This window comes from Collinsella sp. LCP21S3_C7 (genome assembly GCF_052118485.1).
GTDB lineage: Bacteria > Actinomycetota > Coriobacteriia > Coriobacteriales > Coriobacteriaceae > Collinsella.
Genome location: NZ_JBQKHC010000007.1, coordinates 39,422 through 53,308 on the forward strand (window position 1 = coordinate 39,422; position 13,887 = coordinate 53,308).

Annotated in this window: 15 protein-coding genes; 10 read left to right on the forward strand and 5 right to left on the reverse strand. The window is 58.5% G+C overall.

From position 1 onward, the window contains the following. Positions 1-20 precede the first annotated feature (20 nt). Entirely contained in the window at positions 21-1,511 is a 1,491-nt protein-coding gene (locus ACTQ1E_RS04355) for a MutH/Sau3AI family endonuclease (RefSeq protein WP_441564975.1), read from the forward strand. A 3-nt stretch (positions 1,512-1,514) separates the two neighbouring features. Here ACTQ1E_RS04355 and ACTQ1E_RS04360 read toward each other — a convergent pair whose 3' ends face one another. Continuing rightward, on the reverse strand, positions 1,515-1,982 hold the full coding sequence (locus tag ACTQ1E_RS04360; protein WP_154516403.1) for a DUF5067 domain-containing protein: 468 nt from the start codon (positions 1,980-1,982) through the stop codon (positions 1,515-1,517). Between the two features lie 172 nt (positions 1,983-2,154). Here ACTQ1E_RS04360 and dcm point away from each other — a divergent pair, with 172 nt between their 5' ends. Next, positions 2,155-3,417: a DNA (cytosine-5-)-methyltransferase gene (dcm, locus tag ACTQ1E_RS04365; RefSeq protein WP_441564978.1), complete on the forward strand. Its 1,263-nt coding sequence runs from the start codon at positions 2,155-2,157 to the stop codon at positions 3,415-3,417. Between the two features lie 32 nt (positions 3,418-3,449). Here the strand turns inward: dcm and ACTQ1E_RS04370 are convergent, their stop codons facing one another. Next, entirely contained in the window at positions 3,450-4,082 is a 633-nt protein-coding gene (locus ACTQ1E_RS04370; RefSeq protein WP_154516400.1) for a zinc-ribbon domain-containing protein, read from the reverse strand. 84 nt (positions 4,083-4,166) lie between these two features. On the opposite strand from ACTQ1E_RS04370, the gene ACTQ1E_RS04375 reads away from it, so the two are divergent. Next, entirely contained in the window at positions 4,167-4,856 is a 690-nt protein-coding gene (locus ACTQ1E_RS04375) for a hypothetical protein (RefSeq protein ID WP_441564980.1), read from the forward strand. A 304-nt stretch (positions 4,857-5,160) separates the two neighbouring features. Here the strand turns inward: ACTQ1E_RS04375 and ACTQ1E_RS04380 are convergent, their stop codons facing one another. Together ACTQ1E_RS04380 and ACTQ1E_RS04385 are read right to left on the reverse strand one after the other, a co-directional pair. Next, on the reverse strand, positions 5,161-6,123 hold the full coding sequence (locus ACTQ1E_RS04380) for a helix-turn-helix domain-containing protein (protein WP_441564982.1): 963 nt from the start codon (positions 6,121-6,123) through the stop codon (positions 5,161-5,163). Positions 6,124-6,809: 686 nt separating this feature from the next. Further along, entirely contained in the window at positions 6,810-7,601 is a 792-nt protein-coding gene (locus ACTQ1E_RS04385) for a 7beta-hydroxysteroid dehydrogenase (protein ID WP_154516391.1), read from the reverse strand. Between the two features lie 341 nt (positions 7,602-7,942). Between ACTQ1E_RS04385 and ACTQ1E_RS04390 the strand changes: the two genes are divergently transcribed. The 7 genes from ACTQ1E_RS04390 (at position 7,943) to ACTQ1E_RS04420 (ending at position 13,102) form a co-directional block, all read left to right on the forward strand. Beyond that, positions 7,943-8,092 carry a hypothetical protein gene (locus ACTQ1E_RS04390; RefSeq protein ID WP_441015440.1) on the forward strand — a complete coding sequence of 50 codons (150 nt, stop codon included), beginning with the start codon at positions 7,943-7,945 and terminating at the stop codon, positions 8,090-8,092. Between the two features lie 149 nt (positions 8,093-8,241). After that, on the forward strand, positions 8,242-8,946 hold the full coding sequence (locus tag ACTQ1E_RS04395; RefSeq protein ID WP_441031238.1) for a CDP-alcohol phosphatidyltransferase family protein: 705 nt from the start codon (positions 8,242-8,244) through the stop codon (positions 8,944-8,946). 66 nt (positions 8,947-9,012) lie between these two features. Beyond that, a complete protein-coding gene (locus tag ACTQ1E_RS04400; protein ID WP_195838557.1) occupies positions 9,013-9,447 on the forward strand; it encodes an FHA domain-containing protein in 435 nt (144 codons plus the stop codon). 3 nt (positions 9,448-9,450) lie between these two features. Continuing rightward, entirely contained in the window at positions 9,451-10,335 is an 885-nt protein-coding gene (gene ftsR, locus ACTQ1E_RS04405) for a transcriptional regulator FtsR (RefSeq protein ID WP_441564984.1), read from the forward strand. A gap of 38 nt (positions 10,336-10,373) precedes the next feature. Further along, positions 10,374-10,904: an adenine phosphoribosyltransferase gene (locus ACTQ1E_RS04410; protein ID WP_441564986.1), complete on the forward strand. Its 531-nt coding sequence runs from the start codon at positions 10,374-10,376 to the stop codon at positions 10,902-10,904. A 32-nt stretch (positions 10,905-10,936) separates the two neighbouring features. After that, a complete protein-coding gene (locus tag ACTQ1E_RS04415; protein WP_154516376.1) occupies positions 10,937-12,058 on the forward strand; it encodes a coiled-coil domain-containing protein in 1,122 nt (373 codons plus the stop codon). A 177-nt stretch (positions 12,059-12,235) separates the two neighbouring features. Next, on the forward strand, positions 12,236-13,102 hold the full coding sequence (locus tag ACTQ1E_RS04420) for a DegV family protein (protein ID WP_441564988.1): 867 nt from the start codon (positions 12,236-12,238) through the stop codon (positions 13,100-13,102). Between the two features lie 73 nt (positions 13,103-13,175). On the opposite strand, the gene ACTQ1E_RS04425 is transcribed toward ACTQ1E_RS04420, so the two are convergent. After that, entirely contained in the window at positions 13,176-13,787 is a 612-nt protein-coding gene (locus tag ACTQ1E_RS04425) for a DUF1836 domain-containing protein (RefSeq protein WP_427726793.1), read from the reverse strand. Positions 13,788-13,887: the final 100 nt, after the last annotated feature.

The window sequence follows — 13,887 nt, forward strand, 5'->3', positions numbered from 1 at the left end:
TAGGCGAAAGATCGCTATCCTTGGGCGAAAGGGATACGGAGGGGGAGAGCATGGCCAAGGGCAACCACAGCTTCAGCGAGCGGGACATTCACAGCCGCTTCAACGCGATCGTCGGCCGCACCGTGGCCGAGGTCGATACCGCCGGTATCCTCGCCGCGTCGGGGGCATCCCGCAACAAGGGCAGGATCGGTGCCATCATCGAGCAGTCTGTGCTGGGCTACCCCGCCGACTCCGACCGCCGCCCCGATATCCTCATCGACGGGCAGCCGTGGGAGGTCAAGGCGACGGGGCTCGTCGAGGGCGCCCGCGGCGGGTGGCGGGCGAAGGAACCCATGTCCATCACCGCCGTGGCGCCCGAGGGCATCGTCGCGGAGAGCTTCTCCACCTCGGCCTTCTGGCACAAGGCCGAGCGCTTGCTCGTCGTCTACTATCTCTACGTGCGTCCCGGCAGGGGAGTGGCGGTCGAGTACGCCGGCTTCGAGTTCAAGGGCTACGACCTCCACACGTGGCGCGAGGTCGACCGATGTCGCCTGGAGGCGGATTGGACGGTAGTGCGCGAATTCGTCCGCACCGCCCTCGAGGGCGATGTCGATACCGAGATGCCGAACCTCTCCACGCTCATCAATCCCCAACTGCTCTACCTCGATACCTCGCCGAAGTGGCCGAACAGACCGAGGTTCCGCCTGAAGGCATCCCTCGTCACCCAGATGGCACGCGAGCGGCTGGATGACGGCATGAGGATGATTCCCGACCAGGGCGGGCTGTCCTCGATGGGGGCGCTCAGGGCACATCTTCACGGCATCTCAAACACCTATGCTGGCCAAACACTCGAAGAACTCGCCGGGCCGCTCAACTTACCGCTCAAGGCGAAATCCGGCAAGGAGAACAAGTCCCTCGCCGAGCAGGTCGTGGTCAGGCTCTTCACGGGGCATGCCGGCAAGATCTCGCAGGTGCCGCTCTTCGCCAAGGCCGGACTCGTCTTCAAGACGATGACGCTGACGCCCACGGGCGGCAGGACCGAGGACATGAAGCTGAACCCCTCAATCGACTTCGACGAGCTGTGCGACCCCTCGGTCGAGTTCGAGGACTCCGCTTTCGCGGCTCCCTTCATCGACTCCACCATGGTCGTCGCCGTGCTCGAGGAACAGTACCGCGACTGTCCGCTGCGCCAGTGCCGCCTCATGGGCTTCAAGACCCTTTGGCTCGGAATCTACCTCGATGCCGCCAGGGCGCTCTGGGACGGCATGCGCGACCTCATCTTCAGCGATTCACTTATAGATGCTCCCATCCTGAAGAGGGACGGCACACCTCGCGTGACGCCCAAGACGGGGATACCCATGACGGCACCCAACTGGCCGAAGAGCCGTGACGGCGTCCTGTTCGTCCGCGGCACTGGTACCGATGCGAACGACAAGCCTGTAGAGGTCAACGGTGTGAGGATGTACCGCCAGAACGTATGGGTCAAGGGTAAGGAATTGGCCGAACGACTCGACGTGACGCCTTGTATCTGAGTTCTATCGCTCCAGATAGAAACTTTCATTTAACTCATTTGATTCGCCATGGGGGTCGCTGATTTTTACCGTGATCGGAGACATATCGTTAATCCTGTAGATTGACGACCCAAAGGCCTGCCCGCCCGGCGCAAGCTCCGTTTTTTCGGATAAAAAGATCCTATTGCCCGCGGCACCTGGATGGAGTACCTGCTTGTTTTGGTAAACCTTGAGGTGAGGGACGGCGTAAATGTCTTCAACGCTGTTGTTGATGGCATGCCATCGAATGACGGCGACTTTGCCGAAACCAGGACCAGGAACAGCATCAAGTACCTCGATACCGGTGATTGAGTAGTTCATCTTGCCGGCGGTCGAATCTGAACCGCTGTCGGTCCCATTCATAGCATGATTGCGTCCTAAAGCTCCGACCACGGCCACCGCGAACAGGCTAGCAAGTCCGAGCGCCCGAGCGGCAGTACACATCTTTGGCATAAAGCATTCCTTTCAGAAGTGTTTACCAGCTCATTCAACTTATCGAACGTCGATTGCGCTCCAACTGTTTTGCCGCTGCGGCAATCGCCCTCTAGCCGCTCCCCTTGATCTTGTCCGCGAGATCGGTTATCATCGATCTCACAAGAACGGACACAGCAGCGATTGGAGAAACGTGTCTGAAATCAAGATCGCCGAGCTCTTCGCGGGCGTCGGCGGGTTCCGCCTTGGCCTAGAGGGCTATGCAGACCCCAACCATCCCGAGTTCTATATGAAGCCGGCAGGCCCCTTCACCACCGTCTGGGCGAACCAGTGGGAGCCGCCAGGAACCGAGTCTAGGCAGTTCGCCGCCCGATGCTACGCCGAGCGCTTCGGCGAGAGCTCCGTGGTGAATGAGGACATCAACAGGGTACTGGACAAGGCTGAGGCGGGGGAGACCCAGATCCCCGACGTCGACATGGTCGTCGGCGGCTTTCCATGCCAAGACTACTCCGTTGCGCGTCCCCTCAACCAGGCACACGGCATCGAGGGCAAGAAGGGCGTCCTTTGGTGGGACATCTACCGCTTCCTCGAGATGAAGAAACCCCGATTCGGCCTGTTCGAGAACGTCGACCGCTTGCTCAAGTCCCCCGCGTCCCAGCGCGGGCGCGACTTCGCCATCATCCTGAGCTGCCTCGCCGACCTCGGCTACACAGTCGAGTGGCGCGTGGTCAACTCCGCCGAATACGGCTTCCCGCAGCGCCGCAAGCGCGTCTACATCTTCTGCGAGAAGGACGCGGGCGATACCGACCTGGCCGACCGCATGCGCCGCGGCGTCATGGCCAAGGCGTTCCCCGCCGTCTACCCTGACGAGATGGCAGAACTCGATGTCCTGCCCGACCCCTACGAGAACTCGACCCGCTTCGGCGTCGGCCAGAAGGTCTCGCAGTTCAAGAACGCCGGCGTGATGCAGGGCTGCCATGTCCTCACCTGCGACTTCGCCGAGGACTACCGCGGCGAGCGCCGCGTGCTGCGAGACGTGCTGATAGACGAATCGGACGTCCCCGAGCAGTTCTACATCGCCGACGAGAAGCTGCCCGACTGGCGATACCTCAAGGGCGCCAAACGCGAGGAACGCACCAACAAGAAGACGGGCTTCACCTACACTTACTCCGAGGGCGCCATGAGCTTCCCCGATTCCATCGAGAAGCCGAGCCGCACGATCCTCACCGGCGAGGGCGGCACCGGCGCGAGCCGCTTCAAGCACGTCATAGAGTGCCCCGACGGACGCTTCCGCCGCCTGGTGCCCGACGAGCTCGACCAGTTGCAGGGATTCCCCAAGGGCTGGACCGACACGGGCATGACCGACGGTCACCGGGCCTTCTGCATGGGCAACGCCCTCGTCACGGGCGTCCCGCACCGCATCGGCGAGGCGATGGTCGAGGTCTACGACCTATAGCTAAAGATAGGGGAGGGCTTGGACCCTCCCCCTTACTTTCCACAGACGGGACAGCTGCCGCCGCCCGCCTTCCTCCTGTATACGATGGCCTGCCACTCATGACCCTCGGGGCATCGCCACCAGACCCTTTTGGAGGAGCCCGCCACGACGTCGGTGGGCCTCAGCTCCCCGTTGCGTTCGCAATCCCACTCCGCCGCGATTTTCGGATGCGTGGTCGCGAGGTCGTTGATTCCCTTCACTGCGACGCGGTTGGAGCAGCAGGGACAGGAACAAGAGCGCAGGATCGTGGCCGGAAATGCATCCCAAGAGTATCCGCAGGTACGGCAGCGGACGGTCAGTCTCGTGTTGGCGCCCATATATTTACCGACGATTTCGATATCCGGGCAGGCATCGGCCGCACGGCCGACGAACGCCTCATGCGTCAACGTCCTCGATTTCCCCGAGGATTTGCCAGCCGCCACCCGGGCGCATTTGGGGCATCGCGAGTTCCGGCGCAGCATCGAGTCGGGGTTGCCGACCCAGACGTTACCGCATACCAGGCAGCGACACCGAAGGGGAGCACTGATGCCGGCGTATTCGCCGAGCACGTCGAACTCGCCGTCGGCGTAGTGCGAGTTGTGATAGCGCAGCCGCGCAAGGAACTCATCATGGCTCAGTTTTCCCATCTTTCCCTCCCCGAGATCTAGACGACCGGTTCGGACAGCGATAGACTCTTAACCGACGAAACTATCGAGAAAAGGGTAATCTAAATGAAGCAAAACGAGAATACCGACGAATCCGCCATCGTCATCTGGGTGACAGCCGCCGAGGGCGCGTCTTTCGAGACCTACCGAAACGACCCGAGCGTCGGCGCCGAGATCCACCTGCCTCTGGAACCCGCCGCGCTGGCGGACGCGCTCGCAAGCGAGGCCGGGCGCGAGGGAGTCGAGACGGAGTCCCTCCGACTCCGCGCATGGGAGTACATCGGCCGATTCGTGCCGTTCGAGTGGCTCCCCCTCGGCGAGGCCTACACCATCGAGGAAGCCAATCTGCTCGCCGCGGCGGTCATGAACAATCCCGAAATCGACTGCGACGTCCTCTTCCAGTACTGCGACCTCCGCGAGGTCTATGACCCGATCGAGGTCTTAAACGTCATTCTCCAGTACGGGTCGATCCCGTACCGCAAGTGGTCGTCCCCGCTCGACCTCGGGGAGATCGGGATGGATGACCTCAGCCTGCACGAGAAGTGCGCCCTGCAGCTCGGCTGGGAGCTCGCGGGCAAGGATGCTAAGCGCGACCGTGCCGACATGTCCGTCGAAGAGCTGATTGAGCTCGGCGAGAGCAAAGCCGAGGACCGCGAGCTGGAAATCTGGCTCCACGGCTACATGGACCCCTATGAGGGCGAGATCGACACCGGGAAGTATTCCAAAGAGCAAATCATCAAGATGCTCTTCTCCTGATTCAGACATAATCTTATCTACAAAAAGAAAGGGGTCCTCTCGATAAGCGGGGACCCCTTTACCATGTGTCTGTTGTTGGGTCCAGAGGCAGAACTATAATTGCCTGACCTCGGATGTTAGTCGCATTAGGAGCAACGATACTCGTTTTTCTAAACGCAACTTTTCGTGTGCTCGTAAAAAATCGAAACGATAAAAACTAGTACAACCCTTCTGAATGGGTGGGCGGCTGTTTTGCTTGTAAGCAAACATGAAATCGGCCGCAGCAGCACCGCCTGGGAGGGCGGGCGAGGGGCTTGGCCGCAACTTAATTCCCGGATGCGGCCACCACGCTAAATAATTGAGAATCGTCGACCGCCCAGTATCTGCCATCCAAAAGTTTAAACACGATATAGCTGCCGTCTTTGCTTATTTCGGCGGCGTTTACGCATTTCTGAAGATCGGCGTGGCGCGCGTAGCGGCCGACGAGCTCATCTCCATTTACAAGCACGACTTTAAGGTCGAGGCCCATCTTCTCGTACATGACAATGCGATCTAAAACGGACACCTCGCTTGAGTCGAAGTCGGGCCTTTGCCCACCGCGGCGAACCCCTCGCTCATCCAACGCTTTGTCGATTCCGCCCTTGGCGTAGTCGCTCAGCTGGTAATAGATTCTGCGCGCGAGATCATCTGCCACGACGCGCTCTGGGTCCCCGCCTGACCGTTCCGCTCGAAACTCGCCTAATGCCGACAGCATCAGGTACACCTCATGCAATCGCAGCGGCAGAAAGATCGGGTGGGCCGTCGACTTCAGGCCGCCGCGGCTTGTCGGCTCGGCCTTGATGTAGGAGTCGCCAAAACGCACGCCGTCTGCCAGGGCGCTCAGGCGCTTTTGCACCGCCGTGCGCGAGCAGCCCAGGTACGCGGCGATCGCTTGCTGGGTCATTCCCTTATGCGCCGCTTTGAGCAGCATGAGATTTGCCTCGTCCGTGCCTATGAACGACTTGTCCAGGTTGTAGTGGCGCTTTTTTGGGGCGCCGCCGATCTCGTTGCCCTTTTCGAACAGCTCGTGCACGCTCAGGAACAATTCATGGCGGCCGTTGCTTTGGGGGCCTTCCTCTGAGTTGGCATAATCTGCCAGCGCCTTGCAAAACAAGCGATAGTTTTCGTCAGTGACGAAAGTGGGCCACTGCATGTTGTGAAAGCGTGTGCCTTCACGTGTGTCGGCGAATTTCGAATACGCAGACTCAGGATCGCAACCGACCCTTTCCGCAATTTCCGCAACTCTCATGCCAATCCCTTCCGCAACCCAATCACACGCACGAAAAACCTATCAAGCCAGAAGATTGATGTGGCAAAAAAGAAGAAGAGGCATTACACCCCTCCTTCTGGACAGCCTGCACCCCGGTTCCCTGCCTGCCAGTTCGCCCCCCGAAACCCTCGGGGCGCTGTGGGGTCGAACCCCTCCGCATGGAAAATTCTATCGCGGCCATGCCCGCTATGCGTGTCACGCACACCACGCCAAACGTCAGGTTTACCAGCCGGGACTGAGCCCTCTTTCGAGAGCAGGGTTATATTAGCATCTACAAACTCGAAAAACCCTGCCGCATTTGAGGAGTACCAAGAAAACGGTCTACACCTTGAATATCAACCTCATCCGAACACCTCCCGCATTCACACGAACATGTACGGATGAATGCGGGAATCCGATACCCTGAGGGCCGGATCGGCCGGCCCACTAGGCACGAGCGGGACACGGTCCAGAGGATGCCGGAGCGCAGGGTCCCGTGCAGGGAGATCGCGGGGGAGCCGGGCAGGTCGCCCTAGACGGTGAGCGCCGAGGTGCCGTCGCGCCCACCCATGAAAAGAGGGTTTCTTTGCGGGCGCCGCATCCGCACGCCCCCGCAAAGAAACCCTCGCACTCGCATCTCTACCTGCGAACCCGCACGCGCCCTCGCGCACGCGCCGCGGCAGCTGCTAGTCGCGGTAGAACGAGCCCATGTAGCGGATGTACTCGTCCTCGGTGTGGTTGGCCTTCCAGTCGTGGACGGAGTCCTTGTTGCGCTGGCCGGCGATGACGGAGAGCTCCTTACCCAGCTTCTCAAAGGCCTCGTCGACGCACTCCTCGGGGGTGAGGGCGATCTTCATGACGGCCTCGCCCTGCGGGCCGCCGGGGAGGTTGGACAGCAGGCTGGGGGTTAGGGTGGTGCCGAGGGTGATGACCTCGACGTCGACACCGGTGCCCTCGCACTCGCAGGCCACGGCCTCGGTCATCTTGAGGATGAAGGCCTTGCCCGCGCCGTACTGGCCGTTCCAGGGGCTGGAGCTGATGCCGGTCATCGACGAGACGTTGATCACGGCGCCGCGGTCCTGGGCGGCAAAGATCCGCATGTAGTGGTGGAAGCACTTGAGGAAGGTCACGACGTTGACGTTGATCATGGCCTCGTGCTTCTCCCAGGGAGTGTCCTGGATCTTGCCGAAGCTGTGCAGGCAGGCCACGTAGCTCATGAAGCCCATGTCCAGGCCCTCGGTCGCGGCGAAGACGGTCTCGGCAGCGTCGGGCTGGCTAAAGTCGGCGCGCACGACCTTGGTCTCCACGCCGTAGGTCTCACGGATCTCGCCGGCGAGCACGTTCAGCTTCTCCTCGCGACGGCCGACCATGACGACATTCATGCCGCCGGCGGCGATCTTCTCGCAGAACGCCTTGCCGACGCCCTCGGTCGCGCCCAGGATCAGGCCCCACTCACCGTACTTTTCCCTCAGGTTCATACTGCATCCTCTCTCTCGATGCCCATGCGGGCACCTCTCCTTTAGCGTGCGGCCGCTCAGCCGCATACGGTGCGCCATTATGCGCTGAACAAGAGGGGAGTGCGTTCACGACTTTGCGAACGAGCCCGAAACAACGATGAACGGTGTCGGTCTATCACCACAATGAAACCCTTGCAGTATCAAGAGGGGAGGTGCTGGCGGGTGGAACCAAAAGGCGAACGCCGCCCTGGCGTGAGCGGCGTTCGATGTGGTTTTACCCACCTTGGTAGCTATTCACCAGGAGGGCATTGCGACCTCCGGTCGCCTTTGCTGTATCCCCTTGTGTGCCCATGTACAAAGGGATGCATCGCTATTCTGCGCCGGTGCTCGACGAGCGCGTGCGCTGGGCGCTCATCAGCGGCTACCTCTACGGCGTGCGCGACGCGCTGCTCACCCTCAACAATAACTGTAGCTGCAACTACCAACATAGCCCTCGCGGCTACTTCCTGTGAGAGTTTTTTGTTAAAGCAACGGCGCGAGAGTCCTCGTTGCACCCAGCAGCGTCCTCCACATGTCTGGACTCTCTATGCTCGCGCTGGATAGACATCGCCAGAACGGGTATAGTATCGAGAGTTTTGTCGTTTACCAGCGGGGGAGTCCTGTGGGCATCAAAAAGAAGATCAAAAAGGAGCTTATCGGCACCTCCGATTACCCGTCGAATAAGATTTTCACGATCTCCAATTTCATTACCTTCACGCGCCTGGTCCTCACGCTGGTCTTCCTGTACCTGTTTGTGACGGACAACAACCGTGTCGTCGCCATTGTCATCTATGCCATCGCGGCCTCCACCGACTGGATGGACGGTCAGATTGCCCGTATGACTAAAACGGTCTCGTGGCTCGGCAAGGTTATGGATCCCATCTGCGACCGTGCGCTGCTATTTACAGGCGTTTTAGGTCTCGTGGTTCGCGGCGAGCTTCCCATCTGGGTCTGCGTGCTCATCATCGGTCGCGATATCTACCTGGGCATCGGCACGCTCATCGTGCGCCACTACCACCGCCGCCCCATCGACGTAGTGTTTCCCGGCAAGATTGCCACGGCGCTGCTCATGACCGGCTTCTCGCTCATGCTGCTGGGCTTTCCCACCGTGGATGGCTGGCATCTGCTGCCCGCCACGTTCACGGCCTTCCCGGGCCTCAACGGCAGCTCGGTACCGCTCGGCATCTTCTTTGTGTATGGCGGCGTCATCTTCTCCATGCTCACCGCTGTCATCTATTCCATTAAGGGTGGAGCGGCCATTAAACAGGCTGTTGCGCATCCAGAGGACGAAGACGTCGACTTTCTTAACCCCGAAATCGAAGACTAAGCCATTGGGGTATTATTACGTACAGTTCATTCTTTGCGGCATGTCCGCGTTAAGTTAGGGGTTGTCATGGACAACATGGTTAACAATATGCCTCAAAACGATAAGACTGCCGACGCAACCTGCGTCTTCCGTGTGCCTTCGAGCGACGTTACCGTTCCCGATCTTATGGCGAACGTTCGCATCACTGCCCCCGTTCTGTCTATTGTCAAGGGGCCGCAGACCGGTGCTGCCTTTGAACTCGAGGACGATGTGACCACCATTGGCCGCGATCCGGCAAACGGCATTTTCCTCAATGACATGACCGTATCGCGTAGCCACGCACGCATTATTCGCGAGGGACTGGCCGCTCGCATCGAGGACTTAGGCTCGCTCAACGGCACGTGGGTTGACGGCGCTATCGTCAATGCCGCCCCGCTGCACGACGGATCTTCCGTCCAGATCGGTACGTTCACGCTCATCTACCACGAGAGCACGCCGGAGCGCATCGAAACCGGTGAGTAGGGCATGGCCGAACGCAACTATCTGAGTATCGGCCAAGTCGTCAATTTACTTCGAGGCGCATACCCCGATCTTTCGAACTCAAAAATTAGATTTCTAGAAGATGAGGGGCTCATCACCCCTCATCGTACGCCTAAGGGGTATCGCCAATACTCCAAGGAGGACGTTGACCGTCTAGAGGTCATTCTGCACCTGCAGAAGACTCGCTACATGCCGCTCAACGTGATCAAGCAACGCCTGGAAAACGCTACAGATCTCTCCACGCTTGCCTACGAGGTGGGCCTGCTGTCCGATGTTCCGCTCAAGACGGAACCAAAGGAAACCAAGCAGAAACTGCACCCCATCGAGACCATTCCGGATATGTTGGGCGTCGAGATCTCGTTTATTCGCTCCTTGGCCGAAAACGACCTTATTCGCATTATCAAGAGTCCGCAGAACCGTGAGCTCGTCGACGGGCGCGATTTTCCGATTATCCGCTACTGTTCTGAGCTGTCACGCTTTCATATCGAGCCGCGAAACCTTCGTCAGTACGTATCATCCGCCAACCGCGAGTCTTCGATGTTCGAGCAAGTGCTCGTGAGTATGCTTGGCATGGACACCTCCGATGACGAACGCGATGCCAAGCTCGAACGCGCGTTTAAGAAGTTGCATGACCTCACCGAGGGCGTGCATACTGCGCTGCTCAAGAACCGCGTATTTGAGTCACTCAACGCCGTAGTCGAGGACGCCGATATCGATGCCCTCGATGAGGAGATCGCACGCTCCGAATCAACCAAGGCCAAAAGCGAAGAGGCATCTGCCTCCGCGGTCCCCGTGCGCGAGGAATCCCTCGTGCACCCGCTTAAGGTTGTCGCCCCCTCGCACACCGGCACCGCCAGCGCGGACAAATAAACGCTTCTACAAACCAGCCTCCCATGAAAGGTCACACCATGTACGACTTCGAATCTCACATCGTCGACATCCCCGACTATCCCGAGCCCGGAGTCGTCTTTAAGGACATCACGCCGCTCTTTAGCAATCCCGAAGCACTTAAAGCCATGGTCGACGCGCTAGCGGAGCATTTCTCCGGCATGGGCATCACTAAGGTTGTAGGACCCGAGGCTCGCGGTTTTATGGTAGGCGTGCCTGTTGCCGTGGCACTCGGCGCCGGCTTTGTTCCTGCACGTAAACCGGGAAAACTGCCACGTAAGACCGTTAGCCAGGAATACGAGCTCGAATATGGAACCGATTCGATTGAGATTCACGTCGATGCCATCAGCTCTAAAGATACCGTGTTGATTCTGGACGACTTGGTCGCGACAGGCGGAACCGTTGAGGCAACAGGTAAACTAGTGCGAGATATGGGCGCAAAGCTCGTAGGTTATGGTTGTATCCTTGAGCTTGCGTTTCTTAAACCGCGCAAGAAGCTCACGCCTTCTAACGAGGGCGTTGAGCTCTTTAGCCTGGTAACGGTGGACTAGCCGCTACCCTTAGATACTGGAAAGGAAGCTCCATGCGCACAGCAAACACGCACAAAAACATGGCACGCTGCGCAGCTACGGCAACCCTCGCTTGTGTTTTGGGCTTGGGCCTCGCGGCTCCTGCCTATGCCGATACCGCGTCCGATCTTGCCGCCGCTCGTACCAAACTCGAGCAGATCGGTACGCAAACCCAGCAAATTCATGAAGAACTCTCCGCTCAGACGCAGGAGCTTGATCAGACTGCAGGCGAGATCACGCAAAAGCAGCAAGAGATTGCCGAGGGTCAGGCAAAGCTTTCGTCCTACGTTGCCGGTGAGTACAAGACCGGCGGTCTGAGTCTCCTTCAGGTTCTGACGGGCGTCGACGATCTGGGCGATATGCTCAACCGTTTGTTCTACTACGGCAAGGTCTCCGACAAGCAGGCCCAGACCATTCAGGAGGTCAAGGACCTTAAGCAGCAGCTCACTGATAAGCAGGCCGAGCAGGAGAAGAACGTCGCCGCGACGCAGAAGAAGGTCGACGAGCTCAATGCCCAGCAGGCTGAGGCCCAGAGTGTCGTGAACTCCCTGGATTCACAGCTGCAGGCCGAGCTTGCCGCCGAGGCCGAGGCCAACGCCGCGCTGCAGGCTGGCATAAATGCCAGCACTGCCGAAAAGGCTACGGTGAGCAACGACACCGCCGGTACGACCGAGAACACCAACAATGGTGGCGGTACGACCAACAACGGCGGCGGCAACACGCCTGCGCCCGCGCCCGCTCCTGCTCCCACGCCGCAGCCCTCGACGCCCGCCCCGGCACCGGCCCCTTCCGCGCCGAGCCAGTCCGTTGACGGCGGCAGCGTTGTCTCTCGCGCCTATAGCAAGCTTGGTTGCGCTTATTCCTGGGGCGGTATTGGCCCGAACAGCTTTGACTGCTCCGGCTTTGTAAGCTACTGCCTCACCGGTCGCTACTGCCGCCTGGGCACTACCGGCACCTTCATGGGTTGGCCCCGTGTTTCTGATCCTCAGCCGGGCGACGTCGTTGTTAACTCTTACCACACCGGCATCTACATTGGTAACGGCCAGATGATCCATGCTTCCGACTACAGCACGGGCGTTATCATCAGCTCCGTTGCCGCTGGCATGAACAACAATTATATTTTCGTTCGCTATTAAGTGTTTTAACTCAGCTAACGAAAGTGGACCTCGTATCCTTTGGGAGCGAGGTCCATTGTTTTATCTCGACCGCTCATTTTGTGTGTAAACTACAATCTAGTTTTGAATACTAGATATGCGCAGCATCTGTCCAAAAGATAGCTATAATTGTTGAGGAACAACTAGAAAGGACCCTCAATGAGCTGGGCACTCATCTCAGATTCGAGCTGCAATCTTCGCGATTGGCGACCAACCGCACCTCATACCACCTTTGCATTTGCACCCCTTAAGATCCGAGTGGGGGAGCGTGAATTTGTCGACGATCTCTCGCTCGATGTTCACGAGCTTAATGTTGCCATTCAATCGGCATCCAGCGCATCATCGAGCTCCTGCCCAAGCGTAGGGGAGTGGGCTGAGCTCTTTAAGCTCGCCGACAAGACGATCTGCATGCCCATCTCCGAGGGCGTCTCGGGTAGCTACAATGCCGCGACCACTGCGCGTGACATGGTGCTTGCCGAAGAGCCCAATCGTAAGATTCACCTGGTTAATTCGCGCGCAGCAGGCGGCAAGATGGACCTGATCTTCTTACTGTTTGATCGTTATCTTGCAAGTAAACCGGATGCCTCCTTTGAGGAAGCCTGCGCCTACTTCGATAGCTTGGAGCAGAACAGCAAGATCCTCTTTAGTTTATGCAATTACGAAAACCTTGCGAAGGCCGGACGTATCCCCAAGGCGGCCGGTGTTATTGCCAACAAGCTCAACATCCGCATTTTGGGCACGGCGAGCGAAGCGGGCGAAATTGAACTCGTTGGGCATACGCGTGGCGAAAAGAAGATGCTCACCAAGATTGTCGACACCATGGAGGCCGAGGGTTTCACGGGCGGCGAGGTCATCATCGATCACGTTGAGAACGAAGCTGGAGCCCAGGCGCTTGCCGACCGCATTGTGGAGCACTGGCCGGGCTCCAAGACTATCATCATGCCCTGCAACGGCCTAGATTCCTATTACGCCGAGATGCATGGTCTCATCATCGGCTACGGCATGGGCATGGCTTCGGGCCGATAAAGCTCAACCAAGCAAAAACGCGGGCGGGACAAAGTGACTGATGGCTCTTTATCCCGCCCGCGTTATACGTCGCCTAGCTATTAAACCCATTGAACTTGAGGTAGCTCATCAGGTACGCCTTCGATACAAAAGACGATACCGCACTGCGTACGAGCAGCGATTCGCGCGTAACCTGATGTGCGGTATCGGGCACGGGAGTCTGCTCAAGAGAAAAAGCCGCACGAATCGATGCCTCAAGTTGATCGACTACATAATCGAAAGCCGTCGGAGCGTCGTAGCTCAAGCGCTGAATATTAAAGAGCGCCTGAACCGCAGCGATGGGCAGCACCTGCTTAAAGATACAAATGGCGATGAGACGCGCAATCTGCTCACGGCCATACTGCTTTTTAACCGGAGCAGGAACGAGGCCGACTTTCACGTAGTTATTAATCATCGAAGGCGTGATAACGGGCTGCTCTACGCAAATTGAAAGCGGCTCCATCCACAGTGCAACATATTCAATAACCTGATCGCGATAGAGCGTTACGTTGGGCAGCTGGTCATAGCGTGGCAGGCTCAGCGCATTGAGTTTACCCACCATATCGGACTGAATAAATGCATCCGGCAGCACCGTCGGCTGAATATCCTCCGGCTTAATGCTGACCGATGTATCGGACATCGGGATAACATGTTTGACGTGGTTCATAAGAGACCTCCGTTCGTTTTCTATATTGTATTCTAGATTATCTAGTTTTGCATACCACATAGCCGCTAAGTAAAAGTGGTTGGACAGCACATTGACGCAC

Excerpts from the sequence above, each read along its gene's own strand:
- ftsR (WP_441564984.1), top strand. The coding sequence starts at position 9,451 with ATGGCCGAACGCAACTATCTGAGTATCGGCCAAGTCGTCAATTTACTT.
- ACTQ1E_RS04390 (WP_441015440.1), top strand. The coding sequence starts at position 7,943 with ATGCATCGCTATTCTGCGCCGGTGCTCGACGAGCGCGTGCGCTGGGCG.
- ACTQ1E_RS04425 (WP_427726793.1), bottom strand. The coding sequence starts at position 13,787 with ATGAACCACGTCAAACATGTTATCCCGATGTCCGATACATCGGTCAGC.
- ACTQ1E_RS04420 (WP_441564988.1), top strand. The coding sequence starts at position 12,236 with ATGAGCTGGGCACTCATCTCAGATTCGAGCTGCAATCTTCGCGATTGG.
- ACTQ1E_RS04410 (WP_441564986.1), top strand. The coding sequence starts at position 10,374 with ATGTACGACTTCGAATCTCACATCGTCGACATCCCCGACTATCCCGAG.
- ACTQ1E_RS04360 (WP_154516403.1), bottom strand. The coding sequence starts at position 1,982 with ATGCCAAAGATGTGTACTGCCGCTCGGGCGCTCGGACTTGCTAGCCTG.
- ACTQ1E_RS04380 (WP_441564982.1), bottom strand. The coding sequence starts at position 6,123 with ATGAGAGTTGCGGAAATTGCGGAAAGGGTCGGTTGCGATCCTGAGTCT.
- ACTQ1E_RS04385 (WP_154516391.1), bottom strand. The coding sequence starts at position 7,601 with ATGAACCTGAGGGAAAAGTACGGTGAGTGGGGCCTGATCCTGGGCGCG.
- ACTQ1E_RS04370 (WP_154516400.1), bottom strand. The coding sequence starts at position 4,082 with ATGGGAAAACTGAGCCATGATGAGTTCCTTGCGCGGCTGCGCTATCAC.
- ACTQ1E_RS04375 (WP_441564980.1), top strand. The coding sequence starts at position 4,167 with ATGAAGCAAAACGAGAATACCGACGAATCCGCCATCGTCATCTGGGTG.
- ACTQ1E_RS04415 (WP_154516376.1), top strand. The coding sequence starts at position 10,937 with ATGCGCACAGCAAACACGCACAAAAACATGGCACGCTGCGCAGCTACG.
- ACTQ1E_RS04400 (WP_195838557.1), top strand. The coding sequence starts at position 9,013 with ATGGACAACATGGTTAACAATATGCCTCAAAACGATAAGACTGCCGAC.